Here is a 24,889-nt window from a genome sequence, read left to right on the forward strand (position 1 = left end):
GGAGGCCTGCTCCGGCTGGTTGCTGACGGTCGAGCACCGGCCCGCGGCGGTCGTGGTCGCCGCCGACGCCGATGACGTGGCCGCTGCCGTCCGGTTCGCGGCAAAGGCAGGACGCCCGGTCGCGGTGCAGTCGACCGGGCACGGCAAGTCGGTGCCCGCGGATGAAGCCGTGTTCATCGCCACCGGGGAGCTGCGCGAGCTGTCGGTGGACCCGCGTGCCGGCACCGCAAGGATCGGAGCCGGGCTGCGGTGGGGTGAAGTGCTCACCGCAGCAGCCGAGCACGGCCTCGCGCCCCTGTGCGGCTCCTCCGGCCAGGTCGGGGTGATGGGCTACCTGACCGGCGGCGGGCTCCCGCTGGCCTGCCGCAGGTACGGCTTCGCCGCCGACTACGTCCGCTCGCTCGACATCGTCACCGCCGATGGCCTGCTCCGCACCGTCTCGCCCACCCAGGAGCCCGACCTGTTCTGGGCCGTGCGGGGTGGCAAGAGCAACTTCGGTGTCGTGGTCGCGGCCGAGATCGAGCTGCTGCCGCTGCGCACCATCTACGGTGGTGAGCTTTACTACCCGGGCGAGGACCCCAGGCACGCCGCCCACGTGCTCGGCTCCTACCTGGCCTGGGTCAAGGAGCAGCCGGAGGAGATGTCGTCCTCCGTGACGCTGCTGCGCTTCCCCGACGCGCCGCAGCTGCCCGAGGAGTTCCGCGGCCGCTCGTTCGTGCAGGTCCGGGTGGTCTACACGGGGGACGAGGAGCAGGGCGCGCGGCTGGTGGAGCCGTTGCGTGCGCTCGGCCCGGAGAAGGACACCTGCGGCGCCATGCCGTACACGCAGATCACCGAGATCTACCAAGACCCCAAGAACCCGGTCATGGCGCACCTGCGCGGCGCGTTGTTGCATGAACTGGATGACGAGGCCGTGGAGGAGCTGGTCTCGTTCATCGACCCGTCGACGCCCGGGGGCCCGTTCCCCGGCATCGAGCTACGTCACCTAGGCGGGGCGCTGAACCGGCCGCCCGGCCGCTCGCACGCGGTAAGCACCCAGGGCGCGGCCTTCCACCTGTGGATGCGGATGCCGGCTCCGGCCGAGCAGGCCGACGCGGCGCGCAAGGCCACCGACGAGATGCTGGAGCGGCTCCGGCGGTGGGACACCGGCGCCATGCTTCCGGGGTTCCTGTTCGACCACGACTCGGCTCCCGAGCGGGTCAGGCGGGCCTACACCGAGGCGGACTACCAGCGACTGGCCGCGCTGAAGACGAAGTACGACCCGAACCACCTTTTCCGTATCAACCACAACATCCCGCCGTTCAGTAACGGTGAGCGCACCCGACCCTGAACGGAGCAGGACATGAGGTAAAGATCGACATGTAATTCTCGACAGAGATGTCGGCGGCGGTGATCGAGCCCGCCCAACTCGCCGGGGCGCAGGCCGTACCGGCCAACGCGGAGCGCGAATGGGCTGAACGTGGCCGACCCCGCTATCCGTACCGGCTGATGTGGGACGTCGTGCGCAGGTGTTTACATTCCGGTAATGCGGCGGCATACTCCTGACACTGTAAGCGCTTCCACTGCCTCTCTTCCGCTGTTGCCTACGGGTGGAAGCGCTTACATCCAAGGAGGCATGCATGGATGGGCAGGACGTCTCGGCGGCGAGTGGTGTGACGATCTACGAGGTCGCACGGCGGGCCGGGGTGTCCATAGCCACGGTGTCGCGGGCGTTGCGGGGCACCGGGCCGGTGGCGGGGGCCACGCGCGAGAGGGTGATGCGCGCGGTCGAGGAGCTGCGGTTCACCCCGAGCCGGGCGGGGGTGAGCCTCGCCGAGGGCAGGCACGCCGCCAACGGCATCGTCTTCCCCAACCTTTCCGGCCCGTACTTCGCCGAGGTGCTCATTGGGTACGAGGAGGTCACCTCGGAGCTGGGCCGGTCGGTGGTCATCCTGTCCACCAAGGGGCGCGAGCCGTCCGCTGAGGCGCGTGAGCCGGTCAGGGGAGAGACCGGCCCGGTCGCTCAGGGGCGTGACGCGATCAGGGACCTGGTGCGGGAGCTGGCCGGGCGGGTGGACGGCCTGGTGGTCTTCGGGAGCACCGTTCCCGGCGACGTGATCGACGAGCTGGTCGCCTTGGGCCTGCCGCTGGTGCTCATCTCCCACGCGGAGCGGCCGGGCGCCGTCACCCTGCGCAGCGAGAACCTCTCGTCGGCTCGCGCGCTGGCGCGCCACCTGCTCGGCCACGGCTACGGGAGGTTCGCCTTCCTCGGCGCGCCGTACGCCACGGGCGACGACGTGGACCAGCGCTGGCAGGGCGTGCGCGAGGTGCTCGGAGACGCCGTCGAGCCGGTGCTGACCGCCGAGTACACCGTCGAGAGCGGCTACGAGGCCGCGCTCCGGTTGCTGGGAGGGGCCGAGCGGCCGGACGCGGTCATCTGCTCCGACGACGAGGTGGCCCTGGGAGCGATCCTGGCCGCCGAGGAACTGGGGCTGTCCGTGCCGCACGACGTGGCGGTGACGGGCTGGGACGACATCATGGCCGCCCGCCACGCGAGGCCGGCCCTGACCACGGTGCGGCAGCCGATGCGGGAGCTCGGCGCCCTGGCCGCGCGCGCGCTCGACCGGCTGATCGCCGGAGCGGGCTCCGAGGACAGCCACCGCACCCTCGCCACCGAGCTGGTGATCCGCCACAGCTGCGGCCCGCACCCGGAGAAGGCCCACTCCCAGGAACCGCACCCCGAAAAGGCGCATTCCGCGAAGGCGCGCTCCGGAGAAGCGCGATCCCGAGCGCCGCGGTCCCAGACGTCGCACGCCAAAGTGCCGTACCCCCAAGAGCCGCGTGCCGAGGAGTCGCGTCCTCGGTAGCCGCACCCCCAGGAGGTCATTGAGTTGAAGCCGTACACCGCCAGTTCACTTGCCCTGATCATCGCCGGGACGCTCGTACTGACCGGCTGCGGGCGCGGGTCCGGGGGGACCGCCGAGAGACCGACCGACGTGAACACCGCCGCCAAGGCGACCGGCACCCTGGCCGTGTGGGCCATGGGGTCGGAGGGCGAGGCGCTGGCCTCCTTCGCCAAGGGCTTCGAGGCCGCCAACCCCGGCATCAAGGTCACCGTCACCCCCATCGGCTGGGACGTGGCCCACGACAAGATCACGGCCTCCATCGCCGGCCGTACGACCCCGGACGTCAGCATGATCGGCTCCACCTGGATGGGGGAGATGGCCAAGACCGGTGCGGTGGACCCGACACCGGGCAACGTCATCGACAAGTCGGCGTTCTTCCCCAGCGCGTGGGAGACGGTCGAGGTCAACGGCACCGCCTGGGGCGTCCCCTGGTACGTGGAGACGCGCGTCCTGTACTACCGCAAGGATCTCGCCGCCAAGGCCAAGCTCACCCCGCCCGCCACCTGGGACGAGACCAAGAGCTTCGTCAAGGGCCTGCAGAAGGCCGGCGCCGCCCAGGGCATCAACCTCAACTACACCACCGGCTCCTGGCAGGAGATCCTCCCGCTGATCTGGCAGCAGGGCGGCTCCATCATCGGGTCCGACGGCAGATGGACCTTCGACACCCCCGAGATGGTCAAGGCGCTGGCCCAGCAGCAGTCGTACTTCAAGGAGGGCCTCGCCTCCAGCAAGGTCGACCCCGCCTCGTTCCCGGCGAGCTTCTTCAAGGGCGACGTCGGCGCCTACTACTCCGGGCCCTGGATGATCGCCGGGATGGAGAAGGACGGCGGCCCGGGCTTCGCCGGCAAGTTCGACGTCGCGCCCTATCCCAAGGGGAGCGCGGGGGGCACGAGCTTCATCGGCGGCAGCGACCTGGTGGTCTTCAAGGACTCCAAGAACAGGGACGCGGCCTGGAAGTTCGTCCAGTGGCTGAGCGACCCGGCGACCCAGGGCGAGTGGTTCAAGACGGTGAAGGACCTGCCGAGCGTCCAGGCGGCGTGGCAGCGTCCCGAGCTGACGGCGGACAAGCGCGTCACGGTGTTCGGCGAGCAGCTCAAGGACGCCAAGACGCCTCCGCCCTTCCCCACCTGGGACCAGATCGCCAAGGTGATCGACCAGCAGGTCGAGAAGGTCGCGCTCGGCAGGGCGACGCCGCAGGAGGCGGCCAAGGCCGTCCAGTCGCAGGCCGACACGGTCGGCACCGGCCTCTGATGGCCGCGCTCGGCCCGGGCCTCGCGGGCACGAACAGGCGGGGCCCCACCGCGCGCGGGGCCCCTGACCACCGGCGGCACTCCGACGAGGGCCGCCCCGCCGCGCGCGAGGACGCGCCCGGGCGCGCCCCGGCCCGGGTGGGACGGCACCGGCCCCGGCGCGGGCCGAACCCGCCCAGGAAGACCGGGCACGCCTGGCTGTTCTCGGCCCCCTTCCTCCTGGTGTTCTGCGTGATGTACGCGCTGCCGCTGCTCGCCGGGCTGGTCATGGGCTTCACCGACATGCGCAGCACCGACGTGCGCGATCCCTTCGGGGTGAACTTCGTCGGCCTGGCCAACTTCGAGCGCCTTTTCCAGGACGAGTCGATGCGGAGGGCGGCGGTCAACACCCTGTTCTTCGTGGTCACCACCACACCGCTGACGATCGCGCTCGGCCTGGCGGCGGCCATCCTGCTCAACTCCGGGATCACCAGGCTGCGCACGTTCTTCCGGCTCGGCTACTACCTGCCGTACGTGACGAGCATCATCGGCATCGCGGTGGTCTGGCGGCTGCTGCTCGACCCGCAGGCCGGGCTGCTCAACTCCCTGCTCAGGTCGGCCGGCGTCGAGGGTCCCGCCTGGCTGCTCGACGAGCGCACGGCGCTGCCCTCGCTGGTCCTGATGTCGGCGTGGCGCAACTTCGGCTTCGACATGGTGGTCTTCCTGGCCGCCCTGCAGGGGGTGCCGAGGGAGCTGTACGAGGCGGCCGACGTGGACGGCGCCGGCATGTGGGCGAAGTTCCGCGGCATCACGGTGCCGATGCTGCGCCCGGCGATCCTCTTCTGCGGCGTCTACAGCGCGGCGGGCTTCATGCAGTTCCTGGAGGAGCCGCTGGTGATGACCAAGGGCGGACCGCTCAACTCGACGCTCTCGGCCTCGCTGGCCATCTACAACCAGTTCGGCTTCGGCAACTACGGCTACGGGGCCGCCGCGGCGACCGTGCTGTTCACCGTGATCGCCGCGTTCTCGTTCGCGCAGTTCCGGTGGCTGAGGCCGAAGACGTGAGGAGCGCGACCGTGAAGAGATCACGCACCGCGGCGCTGTACGCCGCGCTCACGATCGGGCTGGCCGCCGTCGCGGGGCCCTTCCTGTGGACCCTGCTCGGCTCGTTCAAGACCGACGCGGAGATCAGGCGGGACCCGCCGACGTTCCTGCCCGTCCGCTGGGTCACCGGCAACTACTCCGCGCTGTTCGAGCGGATGGACGTCGCCAGGGTGACGGCCAACAGCGTGATCGTGGCGGTGATCGTGGTGGCCGCCAACCTGCTGTTCTGCTCCCTGGTCGCCTACGCGCTCACCAAGCTGGACTTCGCCGGGGGACGGTTCGTCTTCGGCCTGGTCCTGCTGCAGATGATGGTGCCCGGCATCGTGCTGCTCATCCCGCAGTTCGTGACCGTCGCGAGCCTGAACCTGGCCGACACCTACGCCGGCATCGTCCTGCCCGGGCTGGTCACCCCGCTAGGGGTGTTCATGATGCGGCAGTTCATGGGGGAGATCCCCGACGAGCTCGTGCACGCGGCCCGGGTGGACGGCTCGGGGGAGTTCCGGATCTTCTTCCAGATCGTGATGCCGCTCTGCAAGCCGGTGCTCGCGACCCTCGGCCTGATCACCTTCATGGGGTCGTGGAACGGCTTCATCTGGCCGGCGGTGGTCGCCCAGCACCAGGAGATGTACACACTGCCGGTCGCGCTCGCCAGTCTTTCCAACAGGGAGACCGTTCACTACGGGCTGCTGCTGGCCGGCGTGATCGTGGTCATCACCCCCGTCCTGCTCCTGTTCGTCTCCCTCCAGCGCTACTTCGTCCAGGGCGTTGCCACGGCCGGGCTCAAGTGAGCGCCCTCGTAAGCGACCTTCGAGCGATCTGAGGTGCCCATGCGCAAGACAGTTCTCGCCTGCACTCTCGCACTCGGCCTCGCCGCCGCGATCCCCGCGGAGGCGCTGGCGCACTCCCGTACCGGCGGGCCGCCGCCCTCCCTCACAGGTCCGGCGGCCTCCCGTACTTCGGTGCTGCGCACGTACGCCGCCGACACCTGGAAATCCATGGCCGCCATGGCCGACCCCGGCACCGGGATGCCGTCCGACAAGGTGTCGGGCGACCTTCGGACACGTGCCAAGGTCACCTCGCCCACCAACGTGGGCACGTACCTGTGGAGCACCCTGGCCGCAAGGGACCTGCGGCTCATCGACCGGCGCGAGGCCACGGCGCGCGTCGCCAAGGTGCTCGACGCCCTGGGCAGGCTCGACCACGACACCGCCACCGGCCTGTTCTACAACTGGTACGACCCCGCGACGCTGCGGGTCGTGCGCACCTGGCCGGAGACCGGCGACCCCGTGCTGCCCTTCGTGTCCAGCGTGGACAACGCCTGGCTGGCCGCCGCGCTGATGATGGTGAAGAACGCGGTGCCCCAGCAGGCGAGGAAGGCCGGAGAGGTCCTGTCGAGGATGAACTTCGCCGCCTTCTACGACCCCGAGGCCCGTCCCGACGCCGGAACCGGGCTGATGACCGGCGGCTACTGGCCGGACAAGCCGGAAGGCTGCTCGCAGGAGACCGACTACGCGCACACGGGCACGACGGTGTACTCCACCTGCCACCGCTACGGCGCCATGTCCGAGACCCGCATCGTCACCTATGTCGCCGTGGCGCTCGGACAGGTGCCCGCCACCCACTACTTCGGGCTCTGGCGCACCTTCCCCGACACCTGTGACTGGGGCTGGGCCGACCAGAAGCCGGTGGGAAGCTGGCAGACCTACCAGGGCATCAAGGTCTTCGAGGGCACATACGGCTACCGTGGCCTGCGCTTCGTACCGAACTGGGGCGGCAGCATGTTCGAGGCGCTGATGGCGAACCTCGTGGTCCCCGAGGAGACATGGGGCGCCAGGAGCTGGGGCCGCAACCACCCCGTCTTCGTCGCCGCGCAGATCGAGCACGGGCTGAACGACGCAAAGTACGGCTACTGGGGCTTCTCGCCCTCCGACGACCCGAACGGCGGCTACCGCGAGTACGGCGTGGACGACCTCGGCATGGACACCGACGGCTACACCTCCGACGAGGAGCGCACCTCCACCGACCCGGGCTTCGGCGACTGCCGTCCCGCCAAGCCGGAGCCGGACCGCTACGGGGACGGGGTGGTGACGCCGCACGCCTCCTTCCTCGCCCTGCGCTACGCGGGCGACAAGGCGCTGGACAACCTGGCGCGGCTGCGGGCGGACTTCGACTCCTACGGCCCCGGCGGCTTCTACGACGCCGTGGCCGTGCGGAGCGGCAAGGTCGCCAAGGAGTACCTCGCGCTCGACCAGGGGATGATCATGGGCGCCCTCGGCAACGCCCTCGCCGGCGACGACCTGCGCCGTTACTTCACCCCCGGAGGTCCCGAGAGGCTGCTCAAGCCCGTGCTCCGCCTGGAGGAATGGGACGCGCGGCTGCACTGACCGGCGGCCGAGCCGCACCTACCGCGACCGATCGGGGAGAAGATCATGACCGAGTCCGCACTCACGGACTGGAGAGACCGCATCTACAAGAGGTCCGGCGAGGCGGGCATGGCCGTCGGCGTCGCGCCCGACGCGCCGGCCGGGCCGCGCGCGTCGGCGGGCGCCGGGCACGTCACGCTGGAGTGGGAGCCCGTGGAGGGGGCGATCGGCTACCTCGTGCACCGGGGCGCGAGCGCGGGCGGCCCGTTCCTCACCACGAAGCAGCCCGACGTGGACGTGCCCGCCGTACCCGGGACCCGGTTCGTCGACACGGCGGTCACGCCCGGCGAGACCGTCCACTACGTCGTCGCGGCCCTCGGCACGACGGACCTGGCCGGGCCGTTCTCGGCGTCCGTGGCGGCCACGCCCCGCGAGGGCGGGGACGCCGCGGTGGCGGTGCGGGTGGACGCGGCCGTGGTCACCCGGCCGCTGCCCCGTCCCTGGCGGGCGATGATCGGCTCGGAGCACCTGTCGCACCTGCTGAGCCACGGCGAGACCGGCGGGCGGCCCATCGGCTCCGAGCTGGCCGAGGCGCTGCGCCTCACGCACGACGAGCTGGGCGTCCGCGCGGTGCGCGCCCACGCGATCCTCGGCGACGACCTCGGGGTGTACCGCGAGGTGGACGGGGTGCCGGCGCACGACTTCACCGGAGTGGACCGGGTGTACGACCTGCTCATGGGCCTTGGCCTGCGCCCGGTGGTGGAGCTCGGTTACATGCCGCGCGACCTGGCCGCCGACCCGTCGAAGACCGTGTTCGGCTACCGGGCCGTCATCTCCCCGCCGAAGGACTACGGCCGCTGGGGCGACCTGGTGCAGGCGCTCGTACGCCACCTGGTGGACCGCTACGGGCTGCGCGAGGTGGCCGCCAACTGGTCGTTCGAGGTGTGGAACGAGGCCAACCTGGAGGTCTTCTGGAGCGGCACGCCGGAGGAGTACTTCCGGCTGTACGACGTGACGGCGGCGGCCGTGAAAAGCGTCGATCCCGGCCTGCGCGTGGGCGGGCCGTCCAGCGCGGCCAACGGCTGGGTCGAGGAGCTGGTCGCCCACACGGCCGGGTCGGGCGCGGCGCTCGACTTCGTCTCCACCCACACCTACGGCAACGCGCCGCTCGACTGGCGGCCCGTCCTCGCCAGGTACGGCAGGGCGGGCACGCCGATCTGGTGGACCGAGTGGGGGCCCACTCCCACGCACTTCCACGGCATCGGCGACGGGCCCTTCGGCGCGGCGTTCCTGCTCCACGGGATGAAGTCGGCCGCGGGACGCGTCGACGCGCTGTCACACTGGGTGGCCTCCGACCATTTCGAGGAGCTCGGCCGCCCGCCCCGGCTGTTCCACGGGGGGTTCGGCCTGCTCACGGTCGGCAACCTGCGCAAGCCCCGGTACTTCGCGCTCGCCCTGGCCGAGCGGCTCGGCGACCACGAGCTGGCCGCGGACGTCACGGGCGACGTCGCAGGGGTCGAGGCGTGGGCGGCCCGCCACGACGACGGCCGCGTCGGGGTGCTGGTGTGGAACGGCACGCTCAACCAGGCGCAGGCGGGCGGCGCCCCGATCCTCGAACGGCGGGTCACCCTCACCCTGGACGGGCTTCCCCGCGACCGCTACGAGCTGACCCACCACCGCGTGGACGCCGGACACTCCGACATCCAGGGCGTGTGGGCGGCCCTGGGCGGCGGCGACTGGCCGGACGCGGCCCAGTGGAACGAACTGCACGCCCGCAACACCCTCGACCACCTCCACCCTCCGGCCCCCGCCCACCCCACCTCCGGCACCCTCACCCTCACCTTCGACCTCCCCATGCCCGCGGTCTCCTACATCGAGCTACGCCCGTCGTGATCAATTGCAAGCATCCGCGTGCCCCATCTCCACGTGAGGAGGTACCCCTGGTGACGGGTCGGTTTTGCCCACCCGTCACCCACTTGACGGGGTGCCCACTTGATGCCCACCCACCTTGTCGTCGCATCTCATCGCTCTCACCGAATCGAATAGCCGGTTCATGAACGAGGCGTCGCGCCTTAGCGTGACCTGGTCCACGTATGGCCCAGCTCGAACCAGGTCGTGCTGCTACTGCGGGAGTCCCGGGTGAATCCCCATCGTGAGGCCATCACGTCGACCAGTTTCATGCCTCGTCCCGATTCCAGTAGTTCGCCCTTAGGGCAAAGGCATGGGACGGTCTCAGCGCCGCCGTCGGCGACTTCGATGCGAAGGGCGCCACCGACGTCCAGCACAGCCACGGTCACCGAGCCGCCTCGTCCGCTGGTGCTGTGGCGGATGCTGTTCCCGATCAGCTCGCTGAGCAGCAGCCTGCTGGTCTCGGTGTCCCGGTGGTCCGCGCCAAGAAGCTTTGCCACGAAACGACGGGCCTCTGCCACGTTCTCCGCAGAACCCGGGATGGTCAACGCACCAAGGACGACAGGGAAGCTCATCACGCCACCGCCTGAGCGATCGTCCGTACGGTGACGGGCAGCCTCTCGGCCCGTATGCCCATCGCCGGACCCCAGACGAAGTACCACTGGCCCATATTCTCGATGGCCAGGACGTAGCGCTGATCGGATGAGGCCTCGTACGGCTTCCGAGTCTGGCTCGATGATGAGGCTGTCGTTTGAGACGACAGGAGGGGGGCTTCCACCTCGTACGAGGTTGGGGGAAGTCGATTGGATATCGGACCCATGGCTGTGCTCGCTTCCGAGATGTGACCTTCGGGAGTAACGATCTGTGGAACCATGCGATACGCAGTGTGACGCACTGTCGATCGGTTAGCAAGACCTTCGAGTTGCAGGGCCTGCAAGTTACTCATCAGAACCGTGTCTTTGGAGCCCAAATGATGGCGGACCATATCCCCACTGTGAGACAGCGCCGTCTCGCCCAAGCACTACGAGAGCTACGACTGAAGGCGGGCCTCACCCAAGAGCAGGTCGCCGCTGAGATGGGCTGGCACTCCAGCAAGCTGTTTCGCCTTGAGAACGCGCGGAGTCCACGCGTCGACTGGATCGACGTCAAGGAGCTGCTGGATCTGTATGGCGTGGCCAGCCCTCAACGTGACGCGCTTATCCAGCTGGCACGAGATGCGCGCCGTAGAGGTTGGTGGACTCCGTACAGCGATGTGTTCACTGGTTCCTTCGTCGCTTTGGAAGATGCTGCTTGCTTGCTGCGCACCTACCAGTCTGAACTGGTGCCAGGTCTATTCCAGACCGAGGAGTACGCTCGAACCGTCATCACAGCGGTCCGGCCTGGCTTGTCCTCCGAGGAGATCGCGCGTCGCGTGATAGCCCGTATGGCACGCCAGCAGGCGGTGCTCAATCGCGACCACAGTGCGCAGCTCATCTGTCTCTTGAACGAAGCCGTGGTGCGACGCCCCATCGGCGGAGCATCGACTATGCGCGCCCAACTCAGTCAACTCATCGAGATCGGCGAGCGACCAGATGTCACGGTGAGGGTACTTCCCTTCGCCGTCGGAGCCCACGCGGCGATCGAAGGTCCGTTCGTTCTGCTTCGCTTCTCCGGGGAGTATGAGCCTGACGTTGCCTACGTCGAGGGCGCGATGGGCGACCTCTACCTGGAGAGCGTCGAGGAAGTTCGGCGCTATACGCTGTTGTTCGAGCACATATGCGAACTTGCGTTGGACCCCGAGGAAACCGCGATCATGGTCGCGGCAGCGGCTAAGGAGTTCTAGTGGCCGACCAGGTCGATCTTGCTGGTGTGTCGTGGCAAAAGAGCAGCTTCAGTGGCGGCGGAAACGACTGTGTAGAAATCGCGGTGATCGGCGAGTCGATCGCCGCCAGAGACTCTAAGAACCCTGACGGCCCGACCATTCAATTCAGTTCCAGCGAATGGAGGACCTTTCTCGACCATCTAAGAAGGGTGTAGCTCGTCATGCCATCGGCCGCGATCTGTTCGCCGTGGCGGCCGAGCTCTTTTCCGAACTAACGATCCTGGGGCTCTGCTTCTCGTCGGCACTGCGTGACGGGGTGCTCAGGGACCAGCGAGCCTGTTCTTGATCATGGCGACTTGTTCGGATGTCAGGGACTTGGCCGTGCCAATCTCCGGGTTGGTGCTGGTGATCACGACGGGGCCGCGGAGGTTGTGGGTGGAGCCGAAGGTTCGGGCGAGTCTGGTGGCGACGGTGTTGATTGGCCGGTTCGTGGCTATGCCGTTCTCGTCGACCCAGAGGTCCAGGCGGCTGGTGAGGCTGAGTGGTTGAACGGCCTGCGCGTTTACGTGCTTGCGAACACCGGTGAGGAAGCGGCCGTTGAAGCTGCCCTTGGGCAGCTCGAGGTGGGTGGGATTGCTGTCGAGGCCGATGAGGAGTGTTCTCACGGTCAGCCCCGGACTCTGATCGTTGGGATGCCCACGTCGGTCAGGCCAGGCTGCTGAACGTCGAACCGCGGTGAGCTTGGCGCGGCCGGCTTCCAGGCTGGCCTTGATCCCTTCGATCTCGCCTCCCGAACTGTGGATCTCGGCCTCCTCGAGGCGGTCCTCGAGATTTTTGACGAGTTCGGCGAGGCGGCCAACCTCGCGGGGGTCGACTTGGAGCATGGGGCAGCGGATGCAAGCTTAACCGAACTGATCTTGAACCGGTCCTCTCGGGCACCTGGGCCTCGCAGGTTCACTGACGGTGACCATAAAAAATCTTGTATAGACGTTGCGTTCGGCGTGTCGGCTTCGTTCACGTTCGGCAGCAACTTTCGTTCACTGGTTGTGGCGGCAGTTGGTGATCGGCGGGCTCGTGGATGTCCACGAGAAAATGACGGCGCGGAGCCGCGGAGGGGTCATATTCCCGTGCGCGATGTCTGGCCGGGTCTCACACTGCGGGCATGGATGAAACCACCGGCCCCGCGGCCGTCACACCTGCAGAGCAGTCGAGTGAGTTACTGGGGTATCCGCCCGATGCCCGGCTGCTGATCGTCAACTGTGATGACTTCGGGATGTATCCAGCGATCAACGCCGCGGTGATCGAGTCGATCGAAGACGGCATCGCCACCTCGTGCAGCCTGATGGTCCCGTGTCCCGCGGCGCCGCAGGCCATGCAACTGCTCAGCCGACGGCCCCAGATCCCGTTCGGAATCCACCTGACCATGGTGTGTGAGATGCCCGACATCCGATGGGGGCCGATGACCGCCAAGGAACGAGTGCCCTCGCTCCTGGACCACGCAGGTGAGCTGTTTCCTCCGACGCCCTCCGGACGGGCGGCCCTCCTCGGCCAGGCTCGGCTCGATGAGATCGAACTTGAGTTCCGCGCCCAGATCAGTGCCGTCGCCGATGCTGGGCTCACGCCGACCCACCTGGACTTCCATTGCCTGGCCGACGGAGGCCGCGATGACATCCTCGACCTGGCCGTAGTACTGGCAGCCGAGTACGGCCTTGCGGTCCGGGTCTGGCTCGAACCCGGGCGCCGGGTGATGCGGCAACGCGGGCTGCCGGTCACCGACAACGACTTCCTGGACAGCTTTTCCCTCGATATCGCAGGAAAGGCGGCCCGATACGTTCAGATGCTGCGCGACCTGCCTGCTGGGCTCAATGAGTGGGCTGTGCATCCCGGACTGGGAAACGAGGAGGCGCAGGCCGTCGACGGTGGCTGGTGCGTGCGCCGGACGGACTACGAGTTCCTGACATCGCCGCAGGCCCGTGAAGTCCTGCAGCAGGAGCACATTGCTGTGATCGACTACCGGACGATCCAGCGGGTCTGGTCTCAGAACGCCGACCCTCGATGAGCCGATCCGGCCCGTCGCTTGTGCGGGCAACGGGCCGCTGAGTGCCTCTCCGAAGGTCAGCCAGTCTGTGCTGGCTGCTCGGCGCGTGCGCGGGTGGTTTGGCCTCGTCAATGTGTGTCAGCTGCCGGACGTGCGTCGGCCGACCGACGGGTGGAAGTCGGGCATGCCGAGGTTGGTGGTGGTGTGCTTGGCGGTCATCTCGCGCATCGTGGCGAGCTTGTCTTCAGCGGCGGCCACGCTCGTCTCGATGGCGGCGACCTCGCCGAGCCATCCCTGGTCCTTTGCTTCTTTCAGGCGGTCGAGGAGGTTGTGGTGGATCTCCTCAAGCCGGGGCATCTGGTCGGGATCGGGTCGGAGTTGAGGGCATCTGACACATGCTTAACCGAACTGATCTTGGTGGCGAACCCTGAGCCCCCTAGCGAGCAGCTCAACTCTTTGTAGCCACATTCAGTTCTGAGAAGGAGGCTGTTCGGCGTGTCGCGGTGATGGCCGGGGCTTTCGGTTAGTGGCAGCGCATGTCGGACCCGGCCTCGTGGCCTCCGTCGAAAAATTCCACGATGACGCCCTTGAACCCGTCCCGCCATGATCCGCTCGGGTTGACATAGACGGTGCCGGAGAGCTCACCGCCCTCGACGCCCTCGACCGTGACGGACTCGTAGTAGCGTGCGATCTCGGCGTCGGGCAGCTTCGTGACCAGGGCCAGATGCACCAGATAGTCGCAATGATTGCCGTTGCCCGACAGAAGGCCCACCACGCTGGCCTCGGCACGCAGATCATGCTCGGTGTCGGGTGGGAGGGAGAGCATGCTCACCCGCTCCTGCAGCCGGGCCAGCTTCTCGTCGTTTCGCCACTGGGGAAGGTCGAACACCAGGGTGTAGGCGACGATCGAAGCAAGGAGCGCGAGACACACGAAGAACGGCCACCTGCTCCGCTGCTTCGGTAACGCCTTCCGGACCGTTTCGGTCAGCACCATGCCATTCTCCGGAACCTCGTCGGGTGATCACCATTCAACAACGCGGACCGCTGATTACGCTGATGCTGAGAAAGCGCTGGCGAGGCTGCTGGGCGGGATCGCGCCCATGCTCTCAGGTCGGGACATGGCCGCGCTGTCGATCGGCTGATTGCCTGCGAGCTTTGTGCCCCCACTGGCGATGCGGGCCGCTCACCGGCGAGCGGGTCAGGACGTCATCTCGGATGATCGTCCAATCGTGCGGCGGATGCTGGGCATTCCGAGGTTGACGGTGCTCGTACGAACAGTCGCTTCACGCATGGCTTCAAGCTTCTGCTTCGCTGCCGCGAGGGTGGTCTCGGTAGCGGCGACTTCGCCGAGCCAGCCCTGTTGTTTGGCTTCGGCGAGCCGGTCGATGAGGTTGGCGTGGATTTCTTCGAGCCGGGGCTTCTGAGCTGGGTCAACGCGAAGGATTGGGCATCTGACACAAGCGTTTTCATGCGCACAAGGGGTTCCATAGTCGCGTCCGCATATTCCGAGCGCGACTTTCCGTAGCTCGAAATGGGCGAGAAATTCTTCCCATTCGCTGGCTGTGAGGTCGCGGTATTCCTCGCTGGGGCGTTCGGCTCGGCGGCGGGCGATGAAGGCACGGTGGTGGGTGATGACGTCGTCGGGGTAGATCGCGGCGTAGCCCATCGTGGTGTCGAGCAGGGCGTGTCCGCAGATCTTGGCGGCGATGTGGGGTGGGAGTCCGGAGCGTAGGGCGTCGGTGACGAAGATTCGACGGAAGTCATGGGGCCGCCATTCGAGGGGATGTCCGGCGATGGTGATCTGCGCGGTGGCCGAGGTGGCGATCAGGCATTCGCGGATGTAGCTGCGGGTCAAGGCCCGGTCCTCGGATCCGTAGCGGCGTTGGAACAGGAACGGCATCGGCGCGCTCCAGGTCTGCTCGAACACGTCGTAGGCGGAGACTAGGGGTATGGCGGCGTTGCCGCGCCGGACTCGGAAGATGATCGCGGTGAGGACCTCTGCGAGTTCGGGCGAAACAAGTAGGAGCCTTTCGGTATCGGTCTTGGACGGAGCGATCTGCAGCATGGGGACGACTTCGCCGGTGGTCGGCAGGGCGTAGGCGACGAAGCTGTGGTGGGTGAGTTCGAGCATCTCCTCAATCCGGATCCCGGTCGTGCGCAGCACCTCGACAGTCGCTCAGGACCAGAACGCGGCCTCTTCCTCGTGGGTGAGGCTGCGTTTCTTGCCAGTGGCGACCTCGATGACGTAGACGCGTCCGGATGGGCCTTGCCGGCATCGCCGGAACGCGCGGCCTGCGACGGTGAAGAGTTCGCCTTCGGGAGTGCTCCGGGCGGCGCTGATCAGGTGTTCGGCAGCTTTGCGCTGCTGTTCGACCGCGCGCAGCAGGGCGGGCATGAGCGGGCGTTGGGCTCGGGTGCGCTGGTCCATCCGCGACTTGACTCCGGACCTGGACTTCTTGGTGGCGCATTCGCTGGCCTTGATCGGGCAAGGGACTGCCCACTTGGCCCAGCGGGTGGGGTCGTCGAGGGCCCAGCGGGCGATGTCCTCGTAGAAGGCTTTGACGAAGACCAGCTCGCTGCGGAAGTTGACGCGCGGGCGGATTGGGTTGCCGTCATGCGAGGGTCGGCGTACGCCTGGTACCCGTATTTGGCGAACCATGACGCCCGGCGTAGCCCCCCGGCGACGCTCCACCTCACGCAACTCGTTTGTGATCAACCTGGCAGCATCGCGCGCTCTGCCTCCTCGTGAGAAGTCACCCCTGGTGAAGGCCCTGTTTTGCCCTCCCGCCACCCACTTGACGGGGGCACCCGCTTGATGCCCACCCACCCCAGCCGTGGCACCTCTTCGCTCTCCCCAAATCGACCAGCCGGTTCATGAACGAAGCGTCGGGCCTTTGGCGCACCCTGCCCGTCACCGCCAGGCGGAGAGCAGGTCCTCCGGGACGATCGTGGGCACTCCGTCGACCGTGGACCCGCTTCGGGACACCGCCAGCAGGGGGGTGGTGTCGTCCGCTCCCGGCAGCAGGGAGCGGTGGAGGACCAGCCGGGCAAGGTCGTGGGCGTCGAAGGGGCGGTTCTCCAGCCACTTGATGGAGCCGACCGCCGTGACGCGCTTGGCGACCGGCGCGCGATCGGCGGCCACGATGTCGATCTCAGGATCGTTGGTGCGGGTCCAGTAGCCTCCGACCGCTCCGGTTCCCTCGGGAAGGATGCTGCCGGGAGGCACTCATTATTGAAACCCTCATAAATGAGGGTATCAAATTTGAGTGTCTTTGCTGTCGGGCCATGACGGAGCCTTTTTCAACCTGCCTGCGCTTCGCGGTTGTGAAGGACATGGATGGCTTTGGCGAGGTGGCCGGCCCGGTTGGGGCTGCAGCGTAGTTTCCGGAGGATTCGCCAGGTCTTGAGCTGGGCGTTTGCTCGTTCGCCGGGCCCTCTGAGCTTGGCGTGGGATCGATTCGCGATCTTCTGGGACTCCGGTTTGCCCTTGCCCTTGTACGGCGTCAATACGTGCTCACCGGCGCCTTGGTACCCCTTGTCGGCCAGGACGATGAGGCCGGCCTTGGCGAGGGCTCGCAGGATGCCCCACAGCCGGGCCGCGGTGAGATCGTGAGTGGAGCCGGGCAGTGGTCCGGATACCCACAAGATCGTGCCGGTCGGGCTGGAGATGACCTGCAGGTTCATACCGTGGATCTTGTGTTTCCCGGAGTAGTAAGGACGGTCGGCCTTGACGCGGTCGATCGGAATCAGGGTGCCGTCCAGCACCACGTACAGCTCGGTGGCCTTCGCCTTCTTCAGCGCCTGGTCGAGCTTGGGGGATCGTGCGGACAGGAGTTTCACGGTCTCCTGGATATAGCGCCACGCGGTCGTGGTCGACACCGCAAACCCGGCTGCGACCTCGGCGAAGGTATCGCCTTTGCGCAGGTAGACCAGTACGAGCAGGGCCTGCTGGCCCGGGTTGAGAAGTCGCCACGTCGACCCGATGCTCTTGCGGTGCCGGCGGATCACCCCGGCGACGTAGTTCAGGGTTGAACGCGACAAAGCGACCGCAGCACGATAGAAAAGCATCTGAAGCCCTTGGTGGAGACGGTTGTTCTTGGTCGTTCAACTCATCTACCAGGGGCTTCCCTACGTCCGGGACCAGACGCTCAACTCGCGATCATGCTGTGACCAGCCAGCCCTCAGACCGGGATGAAAATGGCTCACGGTGAGCCCGATGGAAGTTCGCTGCGGGAGAATGGCTCGTATGAGGGTCCGGGGGGTGGTCGCGCCGTTGGTGAGCGGGGTCACCTACCGGCGGGGGGTTCACCTGTTGCTCGGTGGGGTTCTGCTCCTGCCGTATGTGCTGGTGGCGGTGGCGTTCGCGCAAATGCTCACCACGCCTCGTACGCCCCGGGGGATCATCTTGCCGGTGCTGGCCGTGGCGGTCGTGGTCGCCTCGGTGCCGCCGTTCCTGCGGGGCACGCGGGCGCTCGAGATCGTGGCGGCGCGGTCGCTGCTCGGCGTCCCGCTGCCCGATCCGCCCGCGACGGCCGAGTCCCGCCGGGCGGACCGCGAGACCAGGATGCGCGCGGCCCTGTGGTTCACCGTCCATCTGGCCATCGGCGGGCTGGTGGTCCTGCTCCTGCTCATCCCGCTCGTGATGAGCGTGACCCTGATCGTCCAGCGGTTCGGCATCGCGGGCGGCGCGGAGCTCGCGGGGTTGCGCCTCGGGGCGCAGAGCGGGCACCAGTCGGTGTGGCTGTCGCTGCTCGGCGTGGTCCTGCTGGTGGGCGTCATCTACGCGGTGGCGGGGCTCGGGGCGCTGGCCGCGGTCATGGCGCCGGTGCTGCTCGGGCCGTCCCCGGCCGAGCGCATCGCGGCGCTGGAGGCGCGTGCCGCCCGGCTCGCCGAGCGCAACCGGCTGGCCCGCGACCTTCACGACTCCATCGGGCACGCGCTGACGGTCACGACGTTGCAGGCCGCCGCGGCGCTGCAGCTGCTGGACACCGACCCGGGCTTCGCGCGCCGCGCCCTCGCCGCGATCGAGGACACCGGGCGGGCCGCGACCGAGGACCTCGACCGGGTGCTCGGCATGCTGCGCGAGGACGAGCCCACAGAGCCCGCACCGCATCACAGGCTGGCCGACCTCGGCGGCCTGCTGGCCCACACGCGCGGGACCGGGGTCCAGGTGCGCACCGAGATGGAGGGCTCCGTGGACGACCTGCCCGCCCCGGTGTCGCGGGAGGGCTACCGCATCATCCAGGAGAGCCTCACCAACGTGCTCCGCCACGCGGGGCCCGTGCCGGTCGTCCTGCGCGTCGCCGTCGACGGCCCCACGCTGGCCATCGACGTGGTCAACCCCGTGACCGGCTCCTACCCGCGGCGCGAGGGCGGCCGGGGCCTTTCCGGCATGCGTGAACGCGTCGCGCTGCTCGGCGGAGAAATGACGGCCGGCCTCGACGGCGGCGAGTGGAAGGTCTCCGTCCGGCTGCCGACGGGGGCGGCGGTCGTGAGAGGAACGGAGTCGCCGTGACGAGGAGCCTGCCATGACCATCCGGGCCGGAATCGTGAGGCTGTCATGACCACCGAGGTGGCGGTTGTGAGGCTGTCATGACCACCGAGGTGGCGGTTGTGAGGCTGTCATGACCACCGAGGTGGCGGTTGTGAGGCTGTCATGACCACCGAGGTGGCGGTTGTGAGGCTGTCATGACCACCGAGGTGGCGGTTGTGAGGCTGTCATGACCACCGAGGTGGCGGTTGTGAGGCTGTCATGACCACCAAGGTGGCGGTTGTGGGGGTGTCATGAGCATCCGGGTGGCGATCGTCGACGACGAGGAGCTGATCCGCGTCGGGCTGCGGGTCATCCTCGACGCCCAGCACGACCTGGAGGTGGTCGGCGAGGCCGCCGACGGCGCCGAGGTCATGGCGATGGTGGCTCGTACCGGGCCCGACGTCCTCCTCATGGACGTGCGGATGCCCGCGATCGACGGCATCGAGGCCACGCGCCGGCTGCTCGCCGCCTCCGGCGAGCCCCCGCGGGTGCTCGTCATCACCACCTTCGAGAACGACGACTACGTGTACGAGGCGCTGCGTGCGGGCGCGAGCGGGTTCCTGCTCAAGCGCACGCGGCCTGCGGAGGTCGTGGAGGCGGTGCGGGTGGTGGCACGAGGCGAATCCCTGGTGTTCCCCGCGGCGATCCGGCGCCTGGCCGGCTCGTACGGGGGCGGCGGGGCGCGCGGCCCGGCCGGTGACCGGCTTCGCCGTGCCCGGCTGACCGAGCGTGAGGAGGTGGTCCTGCGGCTAATGGCCACCGGGCTGTCCAACGCCGAGATCGCCGCGCGCCTGGTGGTGGGCACGGAGACCGTCAAGACGCACGTCGGCAACGTGCTCACCAAGCTCGCCGCCCGCGACCGCACCCAGGCCGTGATCGTCGCCTACGAGTCCGGCTTCGTGAGCCCGGTCGGCTGAGGTGCGCCCCGGTCTGAGATGAGATCGGTCGGCTGAGGTGAGCCTGGTGGCTGTGGTGAGGTCGGCCGGTCTGAGGTGAGACCGGTGGCTGTGGTGAGATCGGCCGCTCTGAGGTGAGACCGTGGCAGGAGCGCGACGCCGGGCGGGCGGTCGCGGGTCAGGGTGGCCCGGGATCGGTGCGGGAGACGACGTGGTCGCACATTTCGCCCAGGGTGTCGCGCGCGGGTGAGGGAGGGAGCCGCAGCAGAGCCCGCCTGGCCTGGTTCGCGTAGTGCTCCACCTCCGCGCGCGTCTGTGTGAACCCGGGAGAGCGTCTCACCAGGCGCGCGGCGACGGTGAGGTCGTCCGCGTCCGTGATCGGCCCGGAGGCGAGCATCCTCCTGAGCCGCGCCGAGTCCTTGCGGACCCGTGCGGGCTCCCTGTCGGCCGGGACCGGCTCCCCGCCAGGGCGTCCGGGTCTCCGGCGGCGGGCGCGCAGGGCCCGCAGCACGGGCAGCGTCGCCACGCCCTGACGCAGGTCCGCGTTCGCGGGCTTGCCGGCCCGTGCGGACGGCTGGGTGAGGTCGAGGACGTCGTCGGAGAGCTGGAAGGCGATGCCCAGCGCCTCTCCGTATGCGCCGAGGGCCGCGCGCACCTCGGCGTCCGCGCCGGAGGCGTGCGCTCCGAGCCGCGCCGCCAGCGTGAACAGGGCGGCGGTCTTGTCGGCTATCACGCTCATGTAGTACCGCTCCGGGTCGGCGTGCCGGTCGGCGCCCACCGTCTCGCGGAGCTGCCCGGTGACGAGCCTGGTCAGCATCCGCGCCAGCTCCTCCATCGCCGGAGCCCCGAGCGGCGCGGCCAGTTCGGCCGCCTTGGCGACCAGGTAGTCACCGGCGAGGATGGCGACCCGGTTGCCCCACCGCGCGTTGACGCTGGGCACTCCCCGCCGCGTGGCCGCCTCGTCCATGACGTCGTCGTGGTACAGCGAGGCGACGTGCATGAGCTCCACGGCCGCCGCCGCGCGTACGACCGCGGGGTTGTCGGGGTGTTCGCCGAACCGGGCGGCGAGCAGCACGAGCGCCGGGCGTACGCGTTTGCCGCCCGCCGCGAGTAGATGGGTGGCGACGGTGGTGAGGAACGGGTCACCGGGGTTGCGCAGCGTCGCGCCGAGCAGGGTCTCGACCTCGTCGAGCGATCGGCGGGTCCACATGGCGAGGGAGTCGTCGGAGATGGTCCACACGGCCGGTCAGCCCCGCCGTCCGCACGTGGCGCACGCGGGGAGCCGGCGCAGGTGGTAGCCGTACGTGGCGACGGCGAGCGCGACCCCCCACAGAGGCCACAGCGCGTGCGTGAAGACCAGCACCTTGCTGTACCCCATCATGTGCCACATCTGCGGCGAGGTGATGATCCCCAGGCCTCCGGAGACCACGATGGGCGCCGCGTACGCCGCCGGGACGACCGCGAGCCGGATCGGGACGCGGCGGCCCGCCAGGCCGATCATCCAGCGGGGGAAGACCTCGCCCCAGCGCTGGACCAGCCCGAGCGTCAGGACCGCGCCGATGACGGCGACCGTCGCGAGGCCCGCCCCCGCCCACACGCCGCCGGACTCCCGCAAGTCGTGCAGCATCTGGTCGCTGATGCCGAGAGGTATGCCCGCGAGCCACGCGTAACGGCTCACGGAGTAGAGCAGCGGGATGACGACGGCGACGGCGGCGGCCCTGCGTGCCCACCTGACGGTGCGAGCGCGGTGGGCCGCCGAGATGTCACGCACCCGGCCGCAGCGGGCACACGCGCCCCGGCTGCGCCGCTGCCAGGCCAGCACCGCGAACGCGATGAGGAACCCGCCCACCATGCACCACAGCTGGTTCGCCAGCGACCAGGTGAGCACGCGGGAGTAGTCGATCCCCTGCGGCCGGCCGAACGGAGCGCCGAGGATCAGCATCGGCGCGTAAGCGGTCAGGGCGAGGACGTTCTCAGTGGGCACGACCACCAGCAACAGCGCGGCCACGGTGTAGCCGAAGGTCAGCAGCAGGGCCCGTGGCGTCCCGCGCAGCCGTACGGCGTGGCGCCCGGCCATGGCCAGGGTGGCGACCCCCGTCGCGAGCAGGACGGCCGCGAAGACCGGCGCGCCGACCTCGGGCGTGAGGCCGCGCAGCAGCGTGATCTGGGCGCCGGGGTCGTTCACCCCGAACGGGAAGCCGGTGCCGGTGAGCGTCCAGACGAGCGCGAGCACGCCGTAGGCCGCGGACCAGAGCACCGCCGCGTGGCCGGTCCACCCGGCACGCCCCTCGCGTGGTGGGGCGGACGTGCCTTCCGTGGTGGGCGCGGGCCGGCTCGCGCCCGGGGCGGATGGGTTGAGGGACGAGGATGACAAGGTGCCCCCTTTGTTGGGAAGTACGGGGAGATCCGCGCATCCCACGATCGCGCCGGGGCGGCACCGGCACCTCCCCCCGGCACGGGAACCGCGTCCCCCGCACGGGGGATCCGCGCACCGGCCGGGACTCAGGTGGTGGCCCGGCCGGCGGGCCTGGGGGCGACCTGTGTCCGCGAGGTGAGCAAGGGACCGGCTGGCCACTGGTGGATCATGCGGGGTCCGGAGTTCGACGAGTTCTGCGTGGCGCCGGTCCTGCCGTGGTCCGGCCGCGGGGGAATGCCGCTGCTACTCAACCCCGGGTTCGGGGGTTGAGGGCTCGGGGGCCGGGGGCGCCGTGGGGGAGGGGGTCAGGGAGAGGCGTCGCTGTTCGGATTGGACGATCTCGCGGGCCAGTGACTGCTCGGAGACGTCGACGGCGTCCGGGGTCGACTCGGCGAGGTCGCTGCGCCGGGCGTAGGCGTCGAAGAGCCTGCTCTTGGTGCGCAGGATCTCCAGCATGCGCTGGTCGACGCTGTCGGCCGCCAGGATGCGATGCACCTGGACCTTGCGCACCTGTCCCATGCGGTGGGCCCGGGCGACCGCCTGGCTCTCCATGGTGGGTTTGACCTGCGGCTCACAGATGACGACCACCGAGGCGGCCTGCAGGTTGAGGCCGACGCCGCCGGCCTGGATCTGGCTGAGCAGCACCGCGTGCCCCTGGGCGGAGGTGAACGCGTCGACCACCTCCTGGCGCCGGGTGGCCGTGAGGCTTCCCGAGATGGGCCCGTGCACACGGCCGTCCACGGCACGTCCGTTCACGGCACGTCCGGCACGTCCGTTCACGGCGGTACGGCGGGTCACGGTGGCGTCGGTACGGCTGTTCACGGCCCCTCCGGCACGGCCGTTCACGGTGCCGTCGGTATGGCCGTTCCTGGTGTCGTCAGTGACGACGCCCCGGGTGCCGGGGACCGCAGTGCCGGTCAGGGTGCCGTGAACGGTGGCCAGCACGTCGCGGAAGTAGGAGAAGACCACGACCTTCAGCCCGTTGGCCGCCGCCTCGTCCACGATCTCGCGAAGGCGTTCGAGCTTGGCCGACTTCTCGGAGTCGGCGTACGCGGCGCGGCGCATGGCCATGAAGTTCCCGGCGGCCACGGCCTCGCGGTAGGCCTCCGTGTCGGCCGCGCTGAGCTCCTCCCACTCGTCCACGTGGACCAGGTCGGGCAGCTCCGTGAGCACGTCCTGCTGGTTGCGGCGCAGGTAGACGGGGGCGACGGCCCTGCGGAACGCCTGCGGGCCGACCGCGGCGTCGCTGCCGCGGATGCCGGGGACCAGTTCGGGCCGCAGGTGGCCGACCAGGGCGCGGAACTCCTCGACGCGGTTCTCCATCGGCGTGCCGGTGAGGAAGAGCACCCGGTCGGTGCGCTCGCACCACCCCGCGACGGCCTGCGACCGGCGGGCGGCGGGGTTCTTCACGTAGTGCGCCTCGTCCACGACGAGCATCCCGAGCGCCACCTCGGGGGGAACCTCCAGCCGGTGCAGGGCGTCGATCGTGGTCACGGCCACGTCGCCGTTACGCGTCCATTCCGCGAGCGCGGCGGCGCGCTCGGGACCGTGGACCCGGTAGGCCCTGAGCGTGCTGCGCGTCTCGATCTCGCGGGTCCAGTTGATCAGCACGCTGGCCGGGCAGGCGACCAGGAAGTGCGTGCGGCCCTCGGCCTTCAGGTGGGCGAGCGCGGCGATGGCCTGGATGGTCTTCCCCAAGCCCATCTCGTCACCGAGGATGACCCGCCGCTGGGCGAGGGCGAAGCGCGCGCCGAACGCCTGGTAACCGCGCAGCGAGACCCTGCGGTGGGTGTCGTCCAGCGCCTGCGCGTTGACTCGCGCGGACACCTCGTTCGGCAGGAAACCCTCCGACGCCACCCGGTCGGGTTCGAGCGCCGCGATCTCGGCGAGCAGGTTGTAGTACTCGGGGGCGCGGATCTCGAAGTCGATCCACGCCTCGACGTCGGTCACCGGGGGACGGAGCAGGTCCACAGCGGCCTGGGCGAGGAGCAGCCGCGTGCCCTCGGAGCCGGCCTCGCCGAGCACGGTGGCGATCGTCGCGACGGCCTCCCGCGCCCGGTCACGGCCGTCCCGGCCGGCGAGCGCCATCCGCAGCAGCCCCCGCGCGGGCCGGGCGGCGGGCAGGAGCGGCGTCAGCCTCCCGGCGATCCCGAGGGCGGCGTCGCGGGCGCGCGGGAGGTCGGGACCGGCGGTCACCAGGCGGTTCAGCGCGACCAGCAGCGCCGTGGTGCCGGGGTCCCGCCGCTCGACGTCGACGCGTACGGCGACGGTCTCCTGCGCCGCGCGGGCGATCTGCCCGGCGGCGGCGTGCACCTGGGCGGCGGTGCGGGCGCCGATGCCGGGCAGTAGTTGCAGCTCGTACGGCGTGGCGTCCAGCACGCCCTGGACCGTGGTGTACCCGGCCTGTTCGAGGGCCCCGAGGCGCAGCCGCCCGTCGGTGACGTCCTTCAGCCGCGCCAGCGGGATGGCGGCCAGCTCGTCGCGTGCCAGCTCGGCACGCAGCGACGACAGCGCCCGCTGGACGTCGTCACGGGCGCGCGCGTGGTCGGCGAGCAGCGTGCGCGCCGCGGCGAGGAGGTCTTCGGCCTCCAGCAGGAGAGCCCTGGCCTCCCTGCCGGTGGGTGCCATGCCCTCCCGTTCGCCCACGTTCTCGCCCTCCGCCGCCGCAGTCCGGGTCACATGATGACACGACCGGGCGCGCGGCCTTCCGCATCTC

At 69.3% G+C, this 24,889-nt stretch carries 23 protein-coding genes; 12 read left to right on the forward strand and 11 right to left on the reverse strand.

What is annotated here, in order from left to right:
* Positions 1–52 precede the first annotated feature (52 nt).
* From ACOZ38_RS14795 to ACOZ38_RS14825, 7 genes are all read left to right on the forward strand, one after another.
* Positions 53–1,330, forward strand: coding sequence for an FAD-binding oxidoreductase (locus tag ACOZ38_RS14795; protein WP_424537012.1), 1,278 nt, complete (start codon positions 53–55; stop codon positions 1,328–1,330).
* 289 nt (positions 1,331–1,619) lie between these two features.
* On the forward strand, positions 1,620–2,846 hold the full coding sequence (locus tag ACOZ38_RS14800) for a LacI family DNA-binding transcriptional regulator (protein WP_424531182.1): 1,227 nt from the start codon (positions 1,620–1,622) through the stop codon (positions 2,844–2,846).
* A gap of 24 nt (positions 2,847–2,870) precedes the next feature.
* Positions 2,871–4,136, forward strand: coding sequence for an extracellular solute-binding protein (locus tag ACOZ38_RS14805; protein ID WP_424531183.1), 1,266 nt, complete (start codon positions 2,871–2,873; stop codon positions 4,134–4,136).
* Positions 4,136–5,179, forward strand: a complete 1,044-nt coding sequence (locus tag ACOZ38_RS14810; RefSeq protein ID WP_424531185.1) for a carbohydrate ABC transporter permease — start codon at positions 4,136–4,138, stop codon at positions 5,177–5,179. Before ACOZ38_RS14805 ends, ACOZ38_RS14810 begins: the two co-directional genes overlap by 1 nt.
* A gap of 11 nt (positions 5,180–5,190) precedes the next feature.
* Entirely contained in the window at positions 5,191–6,006 is an 816-nt protein-coding gene (locus tag ACOZ38_RS14815) for a carbohydrate ABC transporter permease (RefSeq protein ID WP_424531187.1), read from the forward strand.
* Positions 6,007–6,045: 39 nt separating this feature from the next.
* The gene (locus ACOZ38_RS14820) at positions 6,046–7,602 is read left to right on the forward strand and encodes a glucoamylase family protein (RefSeq protein ID WP_424531189.1); all 1,557 of its coding nucleotides are present in this window, start codon (positions 6,046–6,048) and stop codon (positions 7,600–7,602) included.
* 45 nt (positions 7,603–7,647) lie between these two features.
* Complete coding sequence (locus tag ACOZ38_RS14825; RefSeq protein WP_424531191.1) at positions 7,648–9,474, forward strand: GH39 family glycosyl hydrolase; 1,827 nt, start codon at positions 7,648–7,650, stop codon at positions 9,472–9,474.
* A gap of 179 nt (positions 9,475–9,653) precedes the next feature.
* On the opposite strand, the gene ACOZ38_RS14830 is transcribed toward ACOZ38_RS14825, so the two are convergent.
* Complete coding sequence (locus ACOZ38_RS14830) at positions 9,654–10,064, reverse strand: ATP-binding protein (protein ID WP_424531193.1); 411 nt, start codon at positions 10,062–10,064, stop codon at positions 9,654–9,656.
* A gap of 395 nt (positions 10,065–10,459) precedes the next feature.
* On the opposite strand from ACOZ38_RS14830, the gene ACOZ38_RS14835 reads away from it, so the two are divergent.
* Together ACOZ38_RS14835 and ACOZ38_RS14840 are read left to right on the forward strand one after the other, a co-directional pair.
* The gene (locus ACOZ38_RS14835) at positions 10,460–11,311 is read left to right on the forward strand and encodes a helix-turn-helix domain-containing protein (RefSeq protein WP_424531194.1); all 852 of its coding nucleotides are present in this window, start codon (positions 10,460–10,462) and stop codon (positions 11,309–11,311) included.
* A complete protein-coding gene (locus tag ACOZ38_RS14840; RefSeq protein ID WP_424531195.1) occupies positions 11,311–11,505 on the forward strand; it encodes a DUF397 domain-containing protein in 195 nt (64 codons plus the stop codon). The genes ACOZ38_RS14835 and ACOZ38_RS14840 overlap by 1 nt, the downstream gene beginning before the upstream one ends.
* A 105-nt stretch (positions 11,506–11,610) precedes the next feature.
* Here the strand turns inward: ACOZ38_RS14840 and ACOZ38_RS14845 are convergent, their stop codons facing one another.
* Positions 11,611–12,174, reverse strand: a complete 564-nt coding sequence (locus tag ACOZ38_RS14845) for a DUF3846 domain-containing protein (RefSeq protein ID WP_424531196.1) — start codon at positions 12,172–12,174, stop codon at positions 11,611–11,613.
* A gap of 278 nt (positions 12,175–12,452) precedes the next feature.
* Between ACOZ38_RS14845 and ACOZ38_RS14850 the strand changes: the two genes are divergently transcribed.
* On the forward strand, positions 12,453–13,349 hold the full coding sequence (locus tag ACOZ38_RS14850; RefSeq protein WP_424531197.1) for a polysaccharide deacetylase family protein: 897 nt from the start codon (positions 12,453–12,455) through the stop codon (positions 13,347–13,349).
* A 117-nt stretch (positions 13,350–13,466) separates the two neighbouring features.
* On the opposite strand, the gene ACOZ38_RS14855 is transcribed toward ACOZ38_RS14850, so the two are convergent.
* The 6 genes from ACOZ38_RS14855 to ACOZ38_RS14880 form a co-directional block, all read right to left on the reverse strand.
* Positions 13,467–13,685 carry a hypothetical protein gene (locus ACOZ38_RS14855; protein ID WP_424531199.1) on the reverse strand — a complete coding sequence of 73 codons (219 nt, stop codon included), beginning with the start codon at positions 13,683–13,685 and terminating at the stop codon, positions 13,467–13,469.
* 166 nt (positions 13,686–13,851) lie between these two features.
* Positions 13,852–14,322 carry a hypothetical protein gene (locus ACOZ38_RS14860; RefSeq protein ID WP_405147235.1) on the reverse strand — a complete coding sequence of 157 codons (471 nt, stop codon included), beginning with the start codon at positions 14,320–14,322 and terminating at the stop codon, positions 13,852–13,854.
* A gap of 204 nt (positions 14,323–14,526) precedes the next feature.
* Complete coding sequence (locus ACOZ38_RS14865; RefSeq protein WP_424531201.1) at positions 14,527–15,492, reverse strand: tyrosine-type recombinase/integrase; 966 nt, start codon at positions 15,490–15,492, stop codon at positions 14,527–14,529.
* Positions 15,493–15,504: 12 nt separating this feature from the next.
* Positions 15,505–16,044: a hypothetical protein gene (locus tag ACOZ38_RS14870; RefSeq protein ID WP_424531202.1), complete on the reverse strand. Its 540-nt coding sequence runs from the start codon at positions 16,042–16,044 to the stop codon at positions 15,505–15,507.
* A gap of 195 nt (positions 16,045–16,239) precedes the next feature.
* Entirely contained in the window at positions 16,240–16,554 is a 315-nt protein-coding gene (locus tag ACOZ38_RS14875) for a hypothetical protein (RefSeq protein WP_424531203.1), read from the reverse strand.
* 74 nt (positions 16,555–16,628) lie between these two features.
* Positions 16,629–17,396 carry a transposase family protein gene (locus tag ACOZ38_RS14880; RefSeq protein ID WP_424531204.1) on the reverse strand — a complete coding sequence of 256 codons (768 nt, stop codon included), beginning with the start codon at positions 17,394–17,396 and terminating at the stop codon, positions 16,629–16,631.
* Between the two features lie 178 nt (positions 17,397–17,574).
* On the opposite strand from ACOZ38_RS14880, the gene ACOZ38_RS14885 reads away from it, so the two are divergent.
* Together ACOZ38_RS14885 and ACOZ38_RS14890 are read left to right on the forward strand one after the other, a co-directional pair.
* Positions 17,575–18,843 carry a sensor histidine kinase gene (locus tag ACOZ38_RS14885; RefSeq protein WP_424531206.1) on the forward strand — a complete coding sequence of 423 codons (1,269 nt, stop codon included), beginning with the start codon at positions 17,575–17,577 and terminating at the stop codon, positions 18,841–18,843.
* A gap of 269 nt (positions 18,844–19,112) precedes the next feature.
* Complete coding sequence (locus tag ACOZ38_RS14890; protein WP_424531207.1) at positions 19,113–19,778, forward strand: response regulator; 666 nt, start codon at positions 19,113–19,115, stop codon at positions 19,776–19,778.
* 157 nt (positions 19,779–19,935) lie between these two features.
* Here ACOZ38_RS14890 and ACOZ38_RS14895 read toward each other — a convergent pair whose 3' ends face one another.
* The 3 genes from ACOZ38_RS14895 to ACOZ38_RS14905 all read right to left on the reverse strand — a co-directional run bounded on the left by ACOZ38_RS14895 (position 19,936) and on the right by ACOZ38_RS14905 (position 24,852).
* Positions 19,936–20,997: a polyprenyl synthetase family protein gene (locus ACOZ38_RS14895; RefSeq protein WP_424531209.1), complete on the reverse strand. Its 1,062-nt coding sequence runs from the start codon at positions 20,995–20,997 to the stop codon at positions 19,936–19,938.
* Positions 20,998–21,003: 6 nt separating this feature from the next.
* Complete coding sequence (locus tag ACOZ38_RS14900; RefSeq protein ID WP_424531211.1) at positions 21,004–22,131, reverse strand: hypothetical protein; 1,128 nt, start codon at positions 22,129–22,131, stop codon at positions 21,004–21,006.
* A 285-nt stretch (positions 22,132–22,416) separates the two neighbouring features.
* The gene (locus tag ACOZ38_RS14905) at positions 22,417–24,852 is read right to left on the reverse strand and encodes a DEAD/DEAH box helicase (protein ID WP_424531213.1); all 2,436 of its coding nucleotides are present in this window, start codon (positions 24,850–24,852) and stop codon (positions 22,417–22,419) included.
* Positions 24,853–24,889 lie beyond the last annotated feature (37 nt).

The organism is Sphaerisporangium viridialbum (genome assembly GCF_049674955.1).
GTDB lineage: Bacteria > Actinomycetota > Actinomycetes > Streptosporangiales > Streptosporangiaceae > Sphaerisporangium > Sphaerisporangium viridialbum.